Annotated in this window: 15 protein-coding genes; 9 read left to right on the forward strand and 6 right to left on the reverse strand. The window is 63.9% G+C overall.

The window, feature by feature from the left end; translation table 11 throughout:
- Positions 1-3: 3 nt before the first annotated feature.
- Positions 4-1,830 (reverse strand): sodium:proton antiporter, encoded by a 1,827-nt coding sequence (locus tag HU770_RS01945; protein ID WP_186662956.1) that lies wholly within the window; start codon positions 1,828-1,830, stop codon positions 4-6.
- A 68-nt stretch (positions 1,831-1,898) separates the two neighbouring features.
- Here HU770_RS01945 and xerD point away from each other — a divergent pair, with 68 nt between their 5' ends.
- The 6 genes from xerD (at position 1,899) to HU770_RS01975 (ending at position 7,499) form a co-directional block, all read left to right on the forward strand.
- Positions 1,899-2,795, forward strand: a complete 897-nt coding sequence (gene xerD / locus HU770_RS01950) for a site-specific tyrosine recombinase XerD (RefSeq protein WP_186654342.1) — start codon at positions 1,899-1,901, stop codon at positions 2,793-2,795.
- A gap of 152 nt (positions 2,796-2,947) precedes the next feature.
- Positions 2,948-3,709, forward strand: a complete 762-nt coding sequence (locus HU770_RS01955; RefSeq protein WP_033700954.1) for a thioredoxin fold domain-containing protein — start codon at positions 2,948-2,950, stop codon at positions 3,707-3,709.
- An 82-nt stretch (positions 3,710-3,791) separates the two neighbouring features.
- On the forward strand, positions 3,792-5,096 hold the full coding sequence (locus HU770_RS01960; RefSeq protein WP_033700953.1) for a homoserine dehydrogenase: 1,305 nt from the start codon (positions 3,792-3,794) through the stop codon (positions 5,094-5,096).
- Positions 5,097-5,154: 58 nt separating this feature from the next.
- Positions 5,155-6,564: a threonine synthase gene (gene thrC / locus HU770_RS01965; protein WP_033700952.1), complete on the forward strand. Its 1,410-nt coding sequence runs from the start codon at positions 5,155-5,157 to the stop codon at positions 6,562-6,564.
- Positions 6,565-6,721: 157 nt separating this feature from the next.
- Complete coding sequence (locus HU770_RS01970; protein WP_186662957.1) at positions 6,722-7,138, forward strand: histidine kinase; 417 nt, start codon at positions 6,722-6,724, stop codon at positions 7,136-7,138.
- A gap of 79 nt (positions 7,139-7,217) precedes the next feature.
- Entirely contained in the window at positions 7,218-7,499 is a 282-nt protein-coding gene (locus HU770_RS01975; protein WP_033700949.1) for a DUF3509 domain-containing protein, read from the forward strand.
- 161 nt (positions 7,500-7,660) lie between these two features.
- On the opposite strand, the gene HU770_RS01980 is transcribed toward HU770_RS01975, so the two are convergent.
- Positions 7,661-8,536, reverse strand: coding sequence for a TIGR02285 family protein (locus HU770_RS01980; protein ID WP_186662958.1), 876 nt, complete (start codon positions 8,534-8,536; stop codon positions 7,661-7,663).
- 15 nt (positions 8,537-8,551) lie between these two features.
- A complete protein-coding gene (locus HU770_RS01985) occupies positions 8,552-9,751 on the reverse strand; it encodes a CaiB/BaiF CoA-transferase family protein (protein ID WP_186662959.1) in 1,200 nt (399 codons plus the stop codon).
- A 132-nt stretch (positions 9,752-9,883) separates the two neighbouring features.
- Between HU770_RS01985 and HU770_RS01990 the strand changes: the two genes are divergently transcribed.
- The 3 genes from HU770_RS01990 to HU770_RS02000 all read left to right on the forward strand — a co-directional run bounded on the left by HU770_RS01990 (position 9,884) and on the right by HU770_RS02000 (position 13,426).
- Entirely contained in the window at positions 9,884-10,426 is a 543-nt protein-coding gene (locus HU770_RS01990) for a YaeQ family protein (RefSeq protein ID WP_186654353.1), read from the forward strand.
- A 12-nt stretch (positions 10,427-10,438) separates the two neighbouring features.
- Entirely contained in the window at positions 10,439-12,148 is a 1,710-nt protein-coding gene (recJ, locus tag HU770_RS01995) for a single-stranded-DNA-specific exonuclease RecJ (protein ID WP_186662960.1), read from the forward strand.
- Between the two features lie 171 nt (positions 12,149-12,319).
- A complete protein-coding gene (locus tag HU770_RS02000) occupies positions 12,320-13,426 on the forward strand; it encodes an NADH:flavin oxidoreductase/NADH oxidase (RefSeq protein WP_186654358.1) in 1,107 nt (368 codons plus the stop codon).
- A 122-nt stretch (positions 13,427-13,548) separates the two neighbouring features.
- Here the strand turns inward: HU770_RS02000 and HU770_RS02005 are convergent, their stop codons facing one another.
- The 3 genes from HU770_RS02005 to HU770_RS02015 are packed head-to-tail and all read right to left on the reverse strand — an operon-like array spanning position 13,549 to position 16,719.
- Positions 13,549-14,973: a gamma-aminobutyraldehyde dehydrogenase gene (locus HU770_RS02005; protein WP_186654361.1), complete on the reverse strand. Its 1,425-nt coding sequence runs from the start codon at positions 14,971-14,973 to the stop codon at positions 13,549-13,551.
- Positions 14,974-14,990: 17 nt separating this feature from the next.
- Positions 14,991-15,797 (reverse strand): ABC transporter permease, encoded by an 807-nt coding sequence (locus HU770_RS02010; RefSeq protein ID WP_033700942.1) that lies wholly within the window; start codon positions 15,795-15,797, stop codon positions 14,991-14,993.
- Entirely contained in the window at positions 15,787-16,719 is a 933-nt protein-coding gene (locus HU770_RS02015; RefSeq protein ID WP_095064075.1) for an ABC transporter permease, read from the reverse strand. The genes HU770_RS02010 and HU770_RS02015 overlap by 11 nt, the downstream gene beginning before the upstream one ends.

The raw sequence follows: 16,719 nt of genomic DNA on the forward strand, positions 1-16,719 counted from the left end.
CGCTCAACCTGGCGTGGTTGCAGCGTCGGCGACCGGCAGCGGCTCGACCAGGGCGACCAAGGTCCAGCCCGACTGCGGCGTGAGTGGGTTGTCCGGGCTCGCTACATGCACCCAACCATTGGTGTCACGGGCGAACAGCAGGTGCGCGCGGTCGCCATGCAGTGCCTGATAATTTTCCCAGTCGAAGCCCTCGGTCAGGTGGGTGCTATACAGCTCGGCGCCGCGGTGCAAGTGATTCGCCAGTTGCTGGTAGGTCATCGCGCTTGAACCGAGCAGGTGGCCGCGGTGCTCCTCGCTGGCCCGGTGCTTGTCACTGCGCTGTTTCTCCAGGCCGCTGGCGAGTACGAACAGGCGGCTGTGGCCGAAATCATGGCGAAAGCGGGCGCAGGCCAAGGCGTTGATCTCGCCGGCCGGCGACAGCCCCAACAGGTGGCCGAGGCCGACCAGGTCCAGGTGTGCATCGGCATGCTGCGAGGCGGGGTTGCCAAAGTAGGTCGGCAAGCCGTCCATGCGCGCGGCGCGGATGTTTTCCCAGCTCGAATCGGTCAGCAGTACACGGCAACCCAATTGCTGCAGGGCTTTGCCAAGGGTGCGCGCAGGCCCGTTGGCGCCGACGATGAGAAAGCCGCTGGGGGCGGGCTCGGCGACCTTGAGCAGGCGCGCCAGCGGCCTTGCCGTGGCGCTCTGCAGCACCACGGTGCCGATGATCACGGCGAAGGTCAGGGGCACCAGCAACAGCGCATCCTGATGGCCGGCCTCGTGCAGGCGGATCGCGAAGATCGCCGATACCGCGGCGGCGACGATGCCGCGCGGGGCGATCCAGGCCAGCAAGGCCCGCTCGCGCCAGTTCAGCGAGGAGCCCAGCGTCGACACGAAGACGTTCAGCGGCCGTGCCAGCAACTGGATCACCAGCAGCAGCGCCAGCACCGCCGGGCCCAGCCCGAGCAAGGCGTGCAGGTCGAGGCGCGCGGCCAGCAAGATGAACAGGCCGGAGATCAGCAGCACGCTGAGGTTCTCCTTGAAGTGCAGGATCTGCCGCACATCCACCCCGCGCATGTTGGCCAGCCACATGCCCATCAGCGTCACCGCCAGCAGCCCTGATTCGTGCACGATCTGGTTGGCGGCGATGAAGATGCCCAGCACCGCTGCCAGCGACGCCAGGTTGTGCAGGTACTCCGGCAGCCACTGTTCGCGCATGACCCGGCCCAGCAACCAGCCGCCGGCAGCGCCCAGTGCAGTGCCGCAGAAGATCACCCCGGCAAAGGTACCCAGGCTCTGGATCAGGCCATTGCCATCGGCACTGGCAATGATGAAGCTGTACACCACCACGGCCAGCAGCGCGCCAATCGGGTCGATGACGATGCCTTCCCAGCGCAGGATATTGGCGATTGTCGCCTTTGGCCGCACTACCCGCAGCATGGGCACGATCACTGTCGGCCCGGTGACCAGGGTCAAGGTGCCGAACAGGATCGCCAGCGGCCAGTCGAACCCCAGCAGCCAGTGGGTCGCCAGCGCGATCACCAGCCAGGTCGACAGCGCGCCAACGGTGACCAGGCGGTGCACCACGCTGCCGATATCGCGCCACTGCGACACGTGCAGGGTGAGGCTGCCCTCGAACAGGATCAGCGCCACGGCCAGGGACACCAGCGGCATCAGCAACGGGCCGAACAACGCCTGCGGGTCGAGCCAGCCGAGCAGCGGGCCGACAGTGATGCCGGTCAGCAGCAGAAAGAGGATGGCCGGCAGTTTCAGGCGCCAGGCGAGCCACTGGCTGGCCAGGGCGGCGGCGCCGATGCCACCGATGCTGAGAAGGATCTGCTGTTCGTTCATGCGGGCTCCCTATGCTGGCGCTGTTATGAAAGACTAAGCGTCATTTCGTCGTTTGCCACCGAGTTTTCATGCCCGCCCTAGACCACCCCCTTATTGACCAGTTTCTTGATGCCCTGTGGCTGGAAAAAGGCCTGTCGGACAACACCCGGGTCTCCTATCGCAGCGACCTGGCGCTGTTCAACGGCTGGCTCCAGGAACACACCGTGGCCTTGCCCGACGCCGGTCGCGAGCTGATCCTCGATCACCTGGCCTGGCGCCTCGACCAAGGCTACAAACCGCGCTCCACCGCACGCTTTCTCTCTGGCCTGCGTGGCTTCTTTCGCTACCTGCTGCGCGAAAAGCTGGTGGCGATTGACCCCACCTTGCAGGTGGAGATGCCGCAGTTGGGCCGGCCTTTGCCGAAATCCTTGTCCGAAGCCGACGTCGAAGCACTGCTGCAAGCGCCGGACCTCGGCGAAGCCATCGGCCAGCGCGACCGCGCCATGCTCGAAGTTCTGTATGCCTGCGGCCTGCGGGTTACCGAACTGGTCAGCCTGACCCTCGACCAGGTCAACCTGCGCCAAGGCGTATTGCGGGTCATGGGCAAGGGCAGCAAGGAGCGGCTGGTACCGATGGGTGAAGAGGCAGTGGTGTGGCTGGAGCGCTACCTGCGCGATGGCCGCAGCGAGCTGTTGAACGGCCGCCCCAGTGATGTGCTGTTCCCCAGCCTGCGCGGCGAGCAGATGACCCGCCAGACCTTCTGGCACCGAATCAAGCACCACGCACGGGTTGCCGGTATCGACAAGGCGTTGTCACCCCACACCTTGCGCCATGCCTTCGCGACCCATCTGCTCAACCACGGTGCCGACCTGCGCGTGGTGCAGATGCTGCTGGGCCACAGCGACCTGTCGACCACGCAGATCTACACCCACGTGGCCAAGGCCCGTTTGCAGCAGCTGCACGCCCAGCATCACCCGCGTGGATGAATGATTTTCATGTTCCGCCGGCCGGTATCCGCAGACCCCTTCAACGGTGGTGTGATGTGGTAGGCTTGAGCGGTTTGCACCAAGGGCCGCACGGTCACCGTGTTTTTTTGCAGGTGACGCCCTCCGGCCCCTGTCCGCCTTCAGGAGTTCCCATGCGTTTGACCCAGATTTTCGCCGCCGCCGCGTTGGCGCTGGCCAGTACCTTTGCCGTTGCCGCGGCAACCGACAGCAATGCCGGTGCCGAGCAGGCCATCCGCAAGTCGTTGCAGAACCTCGAACTGGAAGTGCCCGTAGAAAGCGTTGCCAGCAGCCCGCTCAACGGCCTGTATGAAGTCAAGCTGCAGGGCGGCCGTGTGCTGTACGCCAGCGCTGACGGCCAGTTCGTCATGCAGGGCTACCTGTACCAGATCCAGGACGGCAAGCCGGTCAACCTGACCGAGAAGACCGAGCGTCAAGGTGTCGCCAAGCTCATCAATGGCATTCCAGCCGCCGAGATGGTGGTTTATCCTGCCAAAGGCGAGACCAAGTCGCACATCACCGTGTTCACCGATACCACCTGCCCGTATTGCCACAAGCTGCACGCCGAAGTGCCGGAGCTGAACCGTCGCGGTATCGAAGTGCGCTATGTCGCCTTCCCGCGTCAGGGCCTCGGTTCGCCGGGTGACGAGCAGTTGCAGGCAGTCTGGTGTTCCAGCGACCGCCGCGCGGCGCTGGACAAGATGGTCGATGGCAAGGAAATCAAGGCGGCCAAGTGCGCCAACCCGGTCAGCAAACAGTTCCAGCTGGGCCAGTCGATCGGCGTCAACGGCACGCCGGCGATCGTCCTTGAAAGCGGCCAGGTGATCCCGGGCTACCAGCCGGCGCCGCAAGTGGCCAAGTTGGCCCTGGCCGGCCAGCAGCAAGCAGCCAAGTAATCAGTTCAGTACGCCGTCGTCATGGGGTGACGGCATGTTTCACGGTCGGCGCAGGTGCCGGCCGTTCAATGGGGAGTTCACAGTGAAACCGGTCAAAGTAGGCATCTGTGGGTTGGGGACCGTCGGTGGCGGAACCTTCAATGTACTTCAGCGCAACGCCGAGGAGATTGCCCGCCGTGCCGGGCGCGGTATTGAAGTGGCCCAGATCGCCATGCGCTCGCCGAACCCGAACTGCCAGATTACCGGTACCCCCATTACCGCTGATGTGTTCGACGTTGCGAGCAACCCGGAGATCGACATTGTCATCGAGCTGATCGGTGGCTATACCATCGCCCGTGACCTGGTACTCAAGGCCATCGAAAACGGCAAGCACGTGGTCACCGCCAACAAGGCGCTGATCGCCGTGCACGGCAACGAAATCTTCGCCAAGGCCCGCGAGAAGGGCGTGATCGTCGCCTTCGAAGCGGCGGTTGCCGGCGGCATCCCGGTGATCAAGGCCATCCGTGAAGGCTTGTCGGCCAACCATATCAACTGGCTGGCCGGCATCATCAACGGCACTGGCAACTTCATCCTCACCGAAATGCGCGAGAAGGGCCGTGCCTTCCCGGACGTACTGGCTGAAGCCCAGGCCCTGGGCTATGCCGAAGCCGACCCGACCTTCGACGTCGAAGGCATCGATGCTGCGCACAAGCTGACCATCCTGGCCTCCATTGCCTTTGGTATCCCGCTGCAGTTCGACAAGGCCTACACCGAGGGCATCACCCAGCTAACCACCGCTGACGTGAACTACGCCGAGGCCCTGGGCTATCGCATCAAGCACCTGGGTGTGGCACGCCGCACGGCCGAAGGTATCGAGCTGCGCGTGCACCCGACGCTGATCCCGAGCGACCGCCTTATCGCCAACGTCAATGGCGTCATGAACGCAGTCATGGTCAACGGCGACGCCGCTGGCTCGACCCTGTACTACGGCGCCGGTGCCGGTATGGAGCCGACCGCTTCGTCGGTGGTGGCCGACCTGGTCGACGTGGTCCGCGCCATGACCTCCGACCCGGAAAACCGCGTGCCGCACCTGGCCTTCCAGCCCGATTCGTTGTCGTCGCACCCGATCCTGCCGATCGAGGCCTGCGAAAGTGCCTACTACCTGCGCATCCAGGCCAAGGATCACCCCGGTGTTTTGGCCCAGGTGGCCAGCATCCTGTCGGAGCGTGGCATCAACATCGAATCGATCATGCAGAAGGAAGCCGAAGAACAGGATGGCCTGGTGCCGATGATCCTGCTGACCCACCGCGTGGTCGAGCAAGGCATCAACGACGCCATCGTCGCTCTGGAAGCCCTGCAGGATGTGGTTGGCAAGGTCGTGCGCATCCGCGTCGAACAGCTTAATTAACGAAGAGTGCCGACGGGCCGCGCCAGCGGCCCCGGCCCCAGTCTCGAAGGTTTGCACCATGCGCTATATCAGCACCCGCGGCCAGGCACCGGCCCTGAATTTTGAAGATGTGCTGCTGGCTGGCCTTGCCAGCGACGGCGGCCTGTACGTCCCTGAAAACCTGCCACGCTTCACCCAGGAAGAGATCGCCTCCTGGGCTGGCCTGCCTTACCACGAACTGGCCTTCCGTGTGATGCGCCCGTTCGTTGCCGGCAGCATCGCCGATGCCGACTTCAAGAAGATCCTCGAAGAAACCTACGGCGCGTTCGCTCACGCCGCCGTGGCGCCGCTGCGCCAGTTGAATTCGAACGAGTGGGTCATGGAGCTGTTCCACGGCCCGACCCTGGCCTTCAAGGACTTTGCCCTGCAGTTGCTCGGCCGCCTGCTCGACCACGTGCTGGTCAAGCGCGGCGAGCGTGTGGTGATCGTTGGCGCCACCAGCGGTGATACCGGTTCTGCCGCCATCGAAGGTTGCCGCCGTTGCGACAACGTCGACATCTTCATCCTGCACCCGCACCAGCGTGTGTCGGAAGTACAGCGTCGGCAGATGACCACGATCTTCGGCGACAACATCCACAACATCGCCATCGAAGGCAACTTCGACGACTGCCAGGAGATGGTCAAGGCCAGCTTCGCCGACCAGTCGTTCCTCAAGGGCACCCGCCTGGTGGCAGTCAACTCGATCAACTGGGCGCGGATCATGGCCCAGATCGTCTACTACTTCCACGCAGCCCTGCAGTTGGGCGGGCCAGCCCGCTCGGTGGCGTTCTCGGTGCCTACCGGTAACTTCGGCGACATCTTCGCCGGTTACCTGGCGCGCAACATGGGCCTGCCGATCAGCCAGCTGGTGGTGGCCACCAACCGTAACGACATCCTGCACCGCTTCATGAGCGGCAATCAGTACGTCAAGGAAACCCTGCACGCGACCTTGTCGCCGTCGATGGACATCATGGTGTCGTCCAACTTCGAGCGCCTGCTGTTCGACCTGCATGGCCGCAATGGCGCTGCCATTGCCGAGCTGATGGCAAACTTCAAGCAGGGTGGCGGCTTCAGCGTCGACGAAGACCGCTGGACCGAGGCGCGCAAGCTGTTCGACTCGCTGGCCGTCAGTGACGAGCAAACCTGCGAGACCATCGCCGAGGTGTTCGCCAGCACCGGTGAAGTGCTCGACCCGCATACCGCGATCGGCGTCAAGGCCGCCCGTGAGTGCCGCCGCAGCCTGGACACGCCAATGGTGGTGCTGGGTACTGCGCACCCGGTCAAGTTCCCGGAAGCGGTAGAGAAGGCCGGTGTGGGCAAGGCGCTGGAGTTGCCTGCGCACCTGGTCGACCTGTTCAGCCGCGAAGAGCGCTGCACGGTGCTGGCCAATGACCTGAAGGCCGTTCAGGGCTTTGTCAGCCAGCACGGTAACCGCGGCAAGCCGCTTTAACGCCAGGGCCGCCACATAACCTATCGCCGGCAAGCCGGCGATAGGTCGCGCAGCAGCATCGTTCTGCGGCTGTCTCCTTGCGCTGTTTCAGACTTTTCCTATTTAAACCGCTCGACGTCTTGCCTAGATTTGTGGGTCCTTCCTTCAGGAGCGGCTCATGTCCAGGCCTTACGTGCTGATTCACCAGGCACGCCCTTCCCACCAGATTCTTCTGCATCAGGCCTTCAACGCCCAAGGCATATTCGACGTGCGCATCATCGAGGACGCGGGCGACCTGCGCGCCTGCCTGTCCGCTGGCCGCTGCCCTGACTTGCTGATACTTGACCACGCGATGCCCACAAAGGCAGTGCATGCCGTATTGAAACGCCTCGCCGGCATGCCTGCGTTGCGCGCCTTGATGTTCGTGGGGCAGGCAGCACCCGACCAGCACAATCTTGCCCTGGAGGCCAAGCGACGGGGGCTTTGGGTGGTTGCCGAGCTGCCCTGGCCGCTGTCCATGACGCACCTGCAGCGTGCGCTTCAGTGTCTGGGCAGGCGTACTCAAACTGTCACGTCTGCACCGCATGCTCACTGAAACAGCGCCGGCGTCTCGAACTTTAGGCTGCGCTTGTTGGTCAGTTTCTCTATAGCCCACCACGCAGCGAGTGATCCGGATGGAAAGAATCTGCAGACTGCTCAACGAAGCCCTGACCCCTTATCAAACCCACCTGGGCATCGCCGATGCCAATGGCAATCGTCAATTGACCGTGTTTGACAGCCTTGCAGGCATCACCCTGCAGCGCACGGTAAGCCTGCGCCAGTTGCAGGAGCAGCGCCTGCTGATTGACGTGGTGGATGGTCTGCACCGTGATCTGCAGATTGCCGAAGGGCGATTGCAGCCTTGTGTCATTGCTGCGTTGCAACAGCGTCAGCAACCTCAGGGAACCTTTGCCTGACCCGGCTTTCAGACACAGTAAGGGCAGCCAGCCAGCGCTTTGCTCCGGTGTTGGCAGGCTGTTCCGGGAAGTCTCCAAGGACTTTCGATTGGCCCCGGGCGTCCTCCCCAGCGTCCGGGGTTTCTTTTTTTTGCGTGATTCACGCCGGCATGGGCAAAGGCCTATTCGCCTTTGAAAAACTGCTTGCTCTGCTCCAGGTAGTCCTTCTGCAACTGCGGGTCCAGCCACCGTGCATACAGCCCCGGCAACGTGTCCCGACGCAGCGTGGGCAGCAGCTGGTCGATGTGCGCAATGGCCTCGCGCCCCAGTGGCGAGTTCGAGCAACCCACATGCAGAAACTGGTAAGGGTTCACGCCTTGCACAGGGTGGAAGTGGTAATCCGCCAGTAACCCGCCTTGCTGCTGGATCAGGTAACGCACCTCTGGCCAGTACCCCATCACCATGTGCAGACGGCCCAGTCGCTGCATCTGCAGTTGGTTGGCAGTGGCATCGTTGCCATAGTGGCGGCTGAGCGACGCGTCTGGCAGCTGACGCAAAACCTCATCGATCTGCGTGCCATAGCTGCGCTCGGCGACGATACCGAGCTTCAACGAGGTCTGGTTCAACAGCCCTTGCAAATCGACTTCGTGGCCTGTGAGAAACGGCGCAAGCAGTGCCTCGTCTTCCTTGCGGACCACCAGCCCGCCGCTCATTACACCCAGTAACGGCATGGAAAAATGCACGTATCCGGCACGTTCCTGCGTCCACAGCAGGGTCGGGTCGCAGGTGAAGCTGCTGGCGTCCTGAAGCATCTGGATACCCCGCGCGCGGTTGACCCGGACGATGCTGTGATCGTATTCGGGCATCTGCGCGATCAACTGCGGCAGCAGGCGATCAACCACCCCCTGGCCTTTCTCCGGGCCTTCGAAAATGGTGAACGGCGGCAGGTCTCGAACCAGCCACCAGATACGCTCCTTGGCCGCGGCGGGCAGTATGGCCAGTGCGGGCAGTAGCCCGCACAGCAGGAGCAGGGGGCGCAACCAGCGGGCAACTCGCATCGGCGGCAGCAGAGGTCAGACCGCGCCTGCTGCGCGCAGGCCGGCGATGGCGGCTGCGTCGTAGCCCAGGGCAGCGAGCAGTAGTTCGGTGTGTTCACCCAGCGCCGGCCCGACCCATTCGGTGGAGCCGGGCGTTTCCGAAAGCTTGGGCACGATGCCTGGCATCTTGAAGGGTTTGCCGTCTGGCAGGCGTGCCTGCAGAAACATCTCCCGTGCCAGGTATTGCGGGTCATTGAACATGTCTTCGGCGGAATAGATGCGGCTGGCTGGCACTTCGGCGGTGGTGAGCACCTGCATGAGCTGGTCCAGCGGCTGGCTGTTGGCCCAGCGGTCGATTACCCCGTACAGCTCGTCCCGGCGCAGGTCGCGGCCATCGTTGGTGGCCAGCGTGGGGTCATCGGCCAGGTCGGCGCGGCCGATGGCCTGCATGAAGCGCTTGAAGATCGCATCGCCGTTGGCGCCGATCTGCACATGCTTGCCATCGGCACTGGTATGGATGGAGGAGGGGGTGATGCCCGGCATGATATTGCCGGTGCGCTCACGGATGAAACCAAAGACGTCGAATTCCGGGACCATGCTTTCCATCATGGCGAAGATCGCCTCGTACAGCGCCACGTCCACTACCTGGCCCTGGCCGCCGTTGACTTCCTGGTGACGCAAGGCCATCAACGCGCCGATCACTCCCCACAAGGCGGCAATCGAGTCACCGATGGAAATACCTGTGCGCACCGGCGGGCGGTCATCGAAGCCGGTGATGTAGCGCAGGCCGCCCATGGACTCGCCCACGGCGCCAAAGCCCGGCTGGTCTTTCATCGGCCCGGTCTGGCCGAAACCGGACAGGCGCACCATGACCAGGCGCGGGTTGAGCGTGTGCAGCACGTCCCAGCCCAGGCCGAGTTTTTCCAGCACGCCGGGGCGGAAGTTTTCGATCAGGATGTCGGCGTCGGCCAACAGGCGTTTGAGGATATCGAGGCCTTCCGGGTGCTTGAGGTTGAGGGTCAGCGACTGTTTGTTGCGCGCCTGCACGAACCACCACAGCGACGTGCCTTCGTACATCTTGCGCCATTTGCGCAGCGGATCGCCGCCATCGGGGGACTCGACCTTGATCACCTCGGCGCCGAACTCGGCACAGATACGCGAGGCGAACGGGCCAGCGATAAGGGTCCCGAGTTCGATGACTTTAAGGCCGGCGAGGGGTTTGCTGGGCGTAGGCATGGGGCATCCGTGGCAACTGGGCAGAGCCGTGGTTTTATCATAGCTCCGAAGCCGCAGATACTGCCGCGGCGCAACGAAGGGCAGGATCGGTTAGACTGTGTCACTTTTCTTTGCGCAAGAAGCCCGTCGACCATGGCCCAGCCGTCCACCACCTACAAATTCGAACTGAATCTGACCGACCTCGATCGCAGCGTGTACGAAAGCGTCAAGCAGACCATTGCTCGTCACCCGTCGGAAACCGAAGAGCGTATGGCGGTGCGTCTGCTGGCTTATGCGCTCTGGTACAACGAGCAGCTGTCGTTTGGTCGCGGCCTGTCGGATGTCGATGAGCCGGCATTGTGGGAAAAGAGCCTGGACGATCGCGTTTTGCACTGGATCGAAGTCGGCCAGCCGGACGCGGACCGCCTGACCTGGTGTTCCCGCCGCACCGAGCGCACCAGCCTGCTGGCCTACGGTAGCCTGCGAGTGTGGGAGAGCAAAGTGGTACCTGCGGTCAAGAACCTGAAGAACCTGAACATTGCCGCTGTGCCGCAAGAGGTGCTGGAGACCCTGGCCACCGACATGCCGCGCAGCATCAAGTGGGACGTAATGATCAGCGAAGGCACAGTGTTCGTCACCGATGACCGTGGCCAGCACGAAGTGCAGCTGCAGTGGCTGCTTGGCGAGCGCGGCTGAGCCGAAGCCCTTATGCGTATCGAACCTCGCCCCCTGCCGTCGACCCTGCCATTTCTGGGTAACCTGCCACCCTTGCTGACCCGCCTGTATGCCGCCCGCGGCGTGCAGAGCGAGGCCGAGCTGGACAAGAGCCTGGCGCGGCTGCTGCCGTACCAGCAGCTCAAAGGCATCGAGGCGGGGGTAGACCTGCTGGTCGAAGCGCTCGACCAGCGCCAGCGCATCCTCATCGTTGGCGACTTCGATGCCGACGGCGCCACCGCCAGTACCGTGGGTGTGCTGGGCCTGCGCTTGCTGGGCGCGGCCCACGTCGACTACCTGGTGCCCAACCGCTTCGAATTCGGCTATGGCCTGACCCCGGAGATCGTTGAGGTCGCGCTGCAACGCCAACCGCAATTGCTGATCACTGTCGACAACGGTATCTCCAGTGTCGACGGCGTGGCGGCAGCCAAGGCAGCGGGGCTCAAGGTGCTGGTCACCGATCACCACTTGCCGGGCGAGCAGTTGCCCGACGCCGATGCGATCATCAACCCGAACCAGCCGGGCTGCGACTTCCCGAGCAAGTCGTTGGCCGGGGTCGGGGTAATCTTCTATGTGCTCATGGCCTTGCGCGCACGCTTGCGCAGCCTGGGGCGCTACCAGAACCAAGCACAGCCGAACATCGGCGAGCTGCTCGACCTGGTGGCGCTGGGCAGTGTCGCCGACGTGGTGCCGCTGGACGCCAACAACCGCATTCTGGTGCACCAGGGCCTCGAGCGCATTCGTGCCGGCCGCGCACGGCCGGGGCTCAAGGCGATTCTGGAAGTGGCCCGCCGTGACCACCGGCGCATCACTTCGACTGACCTGGGGTTCATCCTTGGCCCGCGTTTGAACGCGGCCGGGCGCCTGGACGACATGAGCCTAGGCATCGAGTGCCTGCTGTGCGAAGACGCGGCCTTGGCCCAGGACATGGCCCAGCAGCTGGACGATCTCAACCAGGACCGCAAGTTCATCGAGCAAGGCATGCAGCGTGAGGCGCTGGCCCAGCTGAAGGATTTGCCGGTCGAGTCCATGCCGTATGGCCTGTGCCTGTTCGACGCCGACTGGCACCAGGGCGTGATCGGGATTCTCGCCTCGCGCCTGAAGGAGCGCTATCACCGGCCGACCATCGCCTTTGCCGATGCTGGCGACGGCATGCTCAAGGGTTCGGCGCGCTCGGTGCCCGGCTTTCATATCCGCGATGCGCTGGATGCGGTGGCGGCGCGTCATCCGCAGCTTATCAGCAAGTTCGGCGGCCATGCCATGGCAGCGGGGTTGTCGCTGCCTGAGGGCAACTTCCCGGCCTTTGCCGAGGCATTCGACGAAGAAGTACGGCGCCAGCTGTGCGAAGACGACCTCACTGGCCGATTGCTGTCCGATGGCAGCCTGGCGGTGGAGGAATTCCACCTCGACCTGGCCAAGGCCCTGCGCCATGCCGGGCCTTGGGGCCAGCACTTCCCGGAGCCGCTGTTCCATGGTGTGTTCCAGTTGGTCGAGCAGCGCGTAGTGGGTGAGCGGCACCTGAAGGTGGTGCTCAAGAGCGAGTGCGGTTCGGTGCGGCTCGATGGCATTGCCTTCGGCGTCGACCGCGAGGTGTGGCCGAACCCGACGGTGCGCTGGGTGGAGCTGGCGTACAAGCTGGATGTGAACGAGTTTCGTGGCAATGAAAGTGTGCAACTGATGATTGCCCACATGGAGCCGCGTTGACGGCAAGGTGCTTGCCCTCCAAAGCCATGCCTCAGTCACCTCACAGCAAATCCCACGGAACCTCCCCCCCACCCAATCTGGTCTAGTCTGAACATAGACCGGACCCGGGCCACGGACGTGTAATTGAGTGCCCGGGCCGGATCACCATTGGAGTCCTTGGGAGGTGCCCTCATGAGCTTGCTGCTCGAGCCTTACACCCTGCGTCAGCTGACGCTGCCCAACCGCATCGCGGTCTCGCCGATGTGCCAGTATTCCGCCGTCGATGGCCTGGCAAACGACTGGCATCTTGTCCACCTGGGCAGCCGCGCCGTCGGTGGCGCCGGCCTGATCATTGCCGAAGCCACAGCGGTAACCCCTGACGGGCGTATCACCGCCGAAGACCTCGGCCTGTGGAATGACGAGCAGATAGCCCCACTGCAGCGCATCACCCGTTTCATCACCGCCCAGGGCGCCGTGCCAGGCCTGCAACTGGCCCACGCCGGGCGCAAGGCCAGCACCCATCGGCCCTGGTTGGGCAAGCATGGCAGCGTAAAAGTCGAAGAGGGCGGCTGGCAGCCGGTCGGGCCGTCGAAGATCGCCTTCGACCCTGAACATGCGGTGCCTCACGAGCTGTCGCCAGGGGAGATCGCCGGCATCGTGCAGGCGTTCGCCGACGCCGCCCGGCGCGCCCTGACAGCGGGGTTCAAGGTGGTCGAGGTGCATGCGGCGCACGGCTACCTGCTGCATCAGTTTCTCTCTCCGCTGAGCAACCAGCGGCGTGACGACTATGGCAGTTGCTTTGAAAACCGTATCCGCCTGACCCTCGAAGTCACCCAGGCGGTGAGGGACGTCTGGCCTGCCGAGCTGCCCGTGTTCGTGCGGGTATCAGCGACCGACTGGGTCGAAGACGGCTGGAACCCGGACGAAACCGTAGAGCTGGCCCGTCGTCTGCGGGCGCTGGGGGTGGACCTGATCGATGTTTCCTCCGGCGGCACGTCGGTCAACGCCGAGATCCCTACGGGGCCTGGCTACCAGACCCGCTTTGCCGAGCGTGTGCGCAAGGAATCGGAGATTGCCACTGGCACGGTGGGCATGATCACCGAACCGGCGCAGGCCGAGCATATCCTGCGCACCGGGCAGGCCGATGTCATCTTCCTGGCGCGCGAATTGTTGCGTGACCCCTATTGGCCGCTGCATGCCGATGATGACCTGGGGGGCAACAAGGCCACCTGGCCGGCGCAGTATCAACGGGCTACCAGCCGGGCCAACCCGATCCATGAGTCGGATTTACGGGACTGATAATGACCCCCGTGGCAGCGGGCTTGCCCCGCGAACACGGGCGAAGCCCGTGCCATCCTTCGCGGTGCTTGCTTCGCGGAGCAAGCCCTCTCCCACAGGCTCCTGCTAACGCCGCGGTGGTCTCAATGCTTGATCATCACATGCCGCACGCAGGTGTAGTCCTCCAGCCCATACACCGACATATCCTTCCCATAACCCGAATGCTTCTGCCCGCCATGGGGCATTTCGCTGACCAGCATGAAATGGGTATTCACCCACGTGCAGCCATACTGCAGCCGCGCCGCCAGGCGATGAGCGCGGCCGGTGTCGCTGGTCCACACCGATGATGCCAGGCCATAATTGGAGTCATTGGCCCATTCCAGCGCTTGGGCCTCGTCAGTAAAACGGGTCACCGACACCACTGGGCCGAACACTTCGTTGCGCACGATCTCGTCATCCTGCAGGGCATCGGCCAGTACGGTCGGCTCGAAAAAGAAGCCGTCGCCGTCAATCGCCTTGCCGCCGGTCACCAGGCGGATATGTGGCTGGGCAATGGCACGCTGCACCAGCCCGGCAACCTTGTCGCGGTGTTGGGCGCTGATCAGTGGCCCCAGCTCGGTGTCCTCGGCATCCTGCAAACCGTGCTTGAGGCTGGCGACGGCGTCGCCCAGGCGCTGCACGAACTGCTCGTAAATACCCTCCTGCACATACAGGCGGCAGGCTGCAGTGCAGTCCTGGCCGGCGTTGTAGAAGCCGAACGTGCGGATACCGTCGATGGCGGCGTCAATGTCGGCATCGTCGAACACCAGCACCGGCGCTTTGCCGCCCAGCTCCATGTGCATGCGTTTCACGCTGTCGGCCGTGGCGCTGATGATGTGCGCGCCGGTAGGGATCGAGCCGGTCAGTGACACCATGCGCACTTTCGGATGGGTAACCAGTGGCGTGCCGACTGTCTGGCCGCGGCCGAAGAGAATGTTGAGCACGCCGGGCGGCAGCAGGCCCTGGGCCAGTTCGCCCAGGCGCAGCGCGGTCAGCGGCGTCAGTTCGGACGGTTTGATTACCACCGTGTTACCGGCGGCCAGTGCCGGTGCGACCTTCCAGGCCAGCATCATCAGCGGGTAGTTCCACGGCGCGATCGAGGCGACCACGCCCAGCGGGTCGCGGCGGATCATCGATGTGTGCCCCGGCAGGTACTCACCGGCCGCCGAGCCGCCCAGGCAGCGCGCTGCGCCGGCAAAAAAACGGAAGACATCGGCGATCGCCGGTATTTCGTCATTCAGTGCCGCGCTGAAAGGCTTGCCGCAATTCTGCGATTCGAGCCGGGCCAGTTCTTCGCCATGCTGCTCGATGGTGTCAGCCAGCGCCAGCAGCGCCAGGGAACGGTCTTTGGGGCTGGCCTGCGACCAGCTGTCGAAGGCCAGGTCGGCGGCACGCACGGCGCTGTCGACCTGGGCCTCGGTGGCCTCGTTGATCTGCGCCAGGGCGCTGCCCAGGGCGGGGTTGAGCACGGTCCAGGCCGGCCCGTCGCCAGCTACCAGGCGACCGTTGATCAGCATGTGCGTTTGCATGAGGGACTCCTCCAGGGTCATTTGCCGCTGCCCGCCACGCTTTCGCCGCCGCGGGTCAGGTAATAGGCGCCAAGGATCGGCAGCATGGTCACCAGCATCACCAGCATGGCGACCACGTTGGTCACCGGCACGTCGCGTGGGCGGCTGAGCTGGTTGAGCAACCAGATCGGCAGGGTGCGTTCGTGGCCGGCGGTGAAGGTGGTAACGATGATTTCGTCGAACGACAACGCGAAGGCCAGCATGCCGCCTGCCAGCAGCGCCGAGCCGAGGTTGGGCAGGATGATGTAGCGGAAGGTTTGCCAGCCGTCTGCGCCAAGGTCCATCGAGGCCTCGATCAAGCTTTGCGAGGTCCGCCGCAGGCGGGCGATGACGTTGTTGTAGACGATCACCACACAGAAGGTGGCGTGGCCGACCACGATGGTGAACAGGCCAGGCTCGATGCCCAGGCGCTTGAACGCCGAGAGCAGGGCGATACCGGTGATGATGCCAGGCAGGGCAATCGGCAGGATCAGCATCAGCGAAATACCTTCCTTGCCAAAAAAACTGCGCCGGTACAGCGCTGCCGAGGCCAGGGTGCCGAGCACCAGAGCGATCAACGTGGCCAGGCAGGCGACCTGCAGCGACAGCTTGATGGCTTCGAGCACGTCGGGGCGGGCGAAGGCCACGGTGAACCACTTCAGGGTGAACCCCTTGGGTGGGAAGCTGAACGCTGCGTCTTCGGTGTTGAAGGCGTAGAGGACGATGATCAGGATCGGGAAGTGCAGGAACAGCAACCCGCCCCAGGCCGCCAGGCGCAAACCCATTGATGCATGTTCAGAGTGCATCGAATGCCCCCAGGCGCTTGACGATGGAGAGGTACAGCGCAATCAGCACGATGGGCACCAGGGTGAACGCGGCGGCCATCGGCATGTTGCCGATCGCCCCTTGCTGGGCGTAGACCATGCTGCCGATGAAGTAGCCGGGCGGGCCGACCAGCTGCGGCACGATGAAGTCGCCCAGGGTCAGCGAGAAGGTGAAGATCGAGCCTGCGGCAATACCGGGGATCGACAGCGGCAGGGTCACCTGCCAGAAGGTTTGCCCGGGCCTTGCCCCCAGGTCTGCCGAGGCCTGTAGCAACGATGGCGGCAGACGCTCCAGCGAGGCCTGGATCGGCAGGATCATGAACGGCAGCCAGATGTACACGAACACCATGAAACGCCCCAGGTGTGATGTCGACAGGGTGCTGCCGCCAATGCCTGGCACCGTCAACAGCGCCTGTAGCAGGCCATCCAGGTGCAGCAACTGGACGAACCACTGGGCCACGCCGCCCTTGGCCAGCAGCAGGGTCCAGGCATAGGTCTTGACGATGTAGCTGGCCCACATCGGCATCATCACAGCGATGTAGAAAAATGCCTTGGTTTTGCCGCTGGTGTAGCGCGCCATGTAATAGGCAATGGGGAAGGCCAGTACCGCGCTGGCCAGCGACACCGCCACGGCCATGCCCAGGGTGCGCAGGATGATGTCGAAGTTCGACGGGTTGAACAGCGCAGCGAAGTTGCCCAGGGTCAGGTCCGGGGTCACCGCCATGGTGAAGTCGTCGAAGGTATAGAAGCCTTGCCACAGCAGGTTCAGCAACGAGCCCAGGTAGATCGCCCCGAACCAGGTCAACGGCGGGATCAGCAGCAGCGTCAGGTAGAGGTTGGGCCGCCGGTACAGCAGGTTGGCAAAGCGGCGCAACGGGCCTGGGTTGGCAAGACGCGCGTTCAT

The organism is Pseudomonas sp. SWRI68 (assembly GCF_014269165.1).
Taxonomy (GTDB): Bacteria; Pseudomonadota; Gammaproteobacteria; order Pseudomonadales; family Pseudomonadaceae; genus Aquipseudomonas; species Aquipseudomonas capeferrum.

What these genes read in the sequence shown, in the direction of transcription:
- HU770_RS02005 (WP_186654361.1), bottom strand. Translation starts at nt 14,973, where the DNA reads ATGCAAACGCACATGCTGATCAACGGTCGCCTGGTAGCTGGCGACGGG.
- HU770_RS01990 (WP_186654353.1), top strand. Translation starts at nt 9,884, where the DNA reads ATGGCCCAGCCGTCCACCACCTACAAATTCGAACTGAATCTGACCGAC.
- thrC (WP_033700952.1), top strand. Translation starts at nt 5,155, where the DNA reads ATGCGCTATATCAGCACCCGCGGCCAGGCACCGGCCCTGAATTTTGAA.
- HU770_RS01970 (WP_186662957.1), top strand. Translation starts at nt 6,722, where the DNA reads ATGTCCAGGCCTTACGTGCTGATTCACCAGGCACGCCCTTCCCACCAG.
- HU770_RS01985 (WP_186662959.1), bottom strand. Translation starts at nt 9,751, where the DNA reads ATGCCTACGCCCAGCAAACCCCTCGCCGGCCTTAAAGTCATCGAACTC.
- HU770_RS01955 (WP_033700954.1), top strand. Translation starts at nt 2,948, where the DNA reads ATGCGTTTGACCCAGATTTTCGCCGCCGCCGCGTTGGCGCTGGCCAGT.
- HU770_RS01975 (WP_033700949.1), top strand. Translation starts at nt 7,218, where the DNA reads ATGGAAAGAATCTGCAGACTGCTCAACGAAGCCCTGACCCCTTATCAA.
- HU770_RS02015 (WP_095064075.1), bottom strand. Translation starts at nt 16,719, where the DNA reads ATGAACGCGCGTCTTGCCAACCCAGGCCCGTTGCGCCGCTTTGCCAAC.
- HU770_RS02000 (WP_186654358.1), top strand. Translation starts at nt 12,320, where the DNA reads ATGAGCTTGCTGCTCGAGCCTTACACCCTGCGTCAGCTGACGCTGCCC.
- HU770_RS02010 (WP_033700942.1), bottom strand. Translation starts at nt 15,797, where the DNA reads ATGCACTCTGAACATGCATCAATGGGTTTGCGCCTGGCGGCCTGGGGC.
- recJ (WP_186662960.1), top strand. Translation starts at nt 10,439, where the DNA reads ATGCGTATCGAACCTCGCCCCCTGCCGTCGACCCTGCCATTTCTGGGT.
- HU770_RS01945 (WP_186662956.1), bottom strand. Translation starts at nt 1,830, where the DNA reads ATGAACGAACAGCAGATCCTTCTCAGCATCGGTGGCATCGGCGCCGCC.
- xerD (WP_186654342.1), top strand. Translation starts at nt 1,899, where the DNA reads ATGCCCGCCCTAGACCACCCCCTTATTGACCAGTTTCTTGATGCCCTG.
- HU770_RS01980 (WP_186662958.1), bottom strand. Translation starts at nt 8,536, where the DNA reads ATGCGAGTTGCCCGCTGGTTGCGCCCCCTGCTCCTGCTGTGCGGGCTA.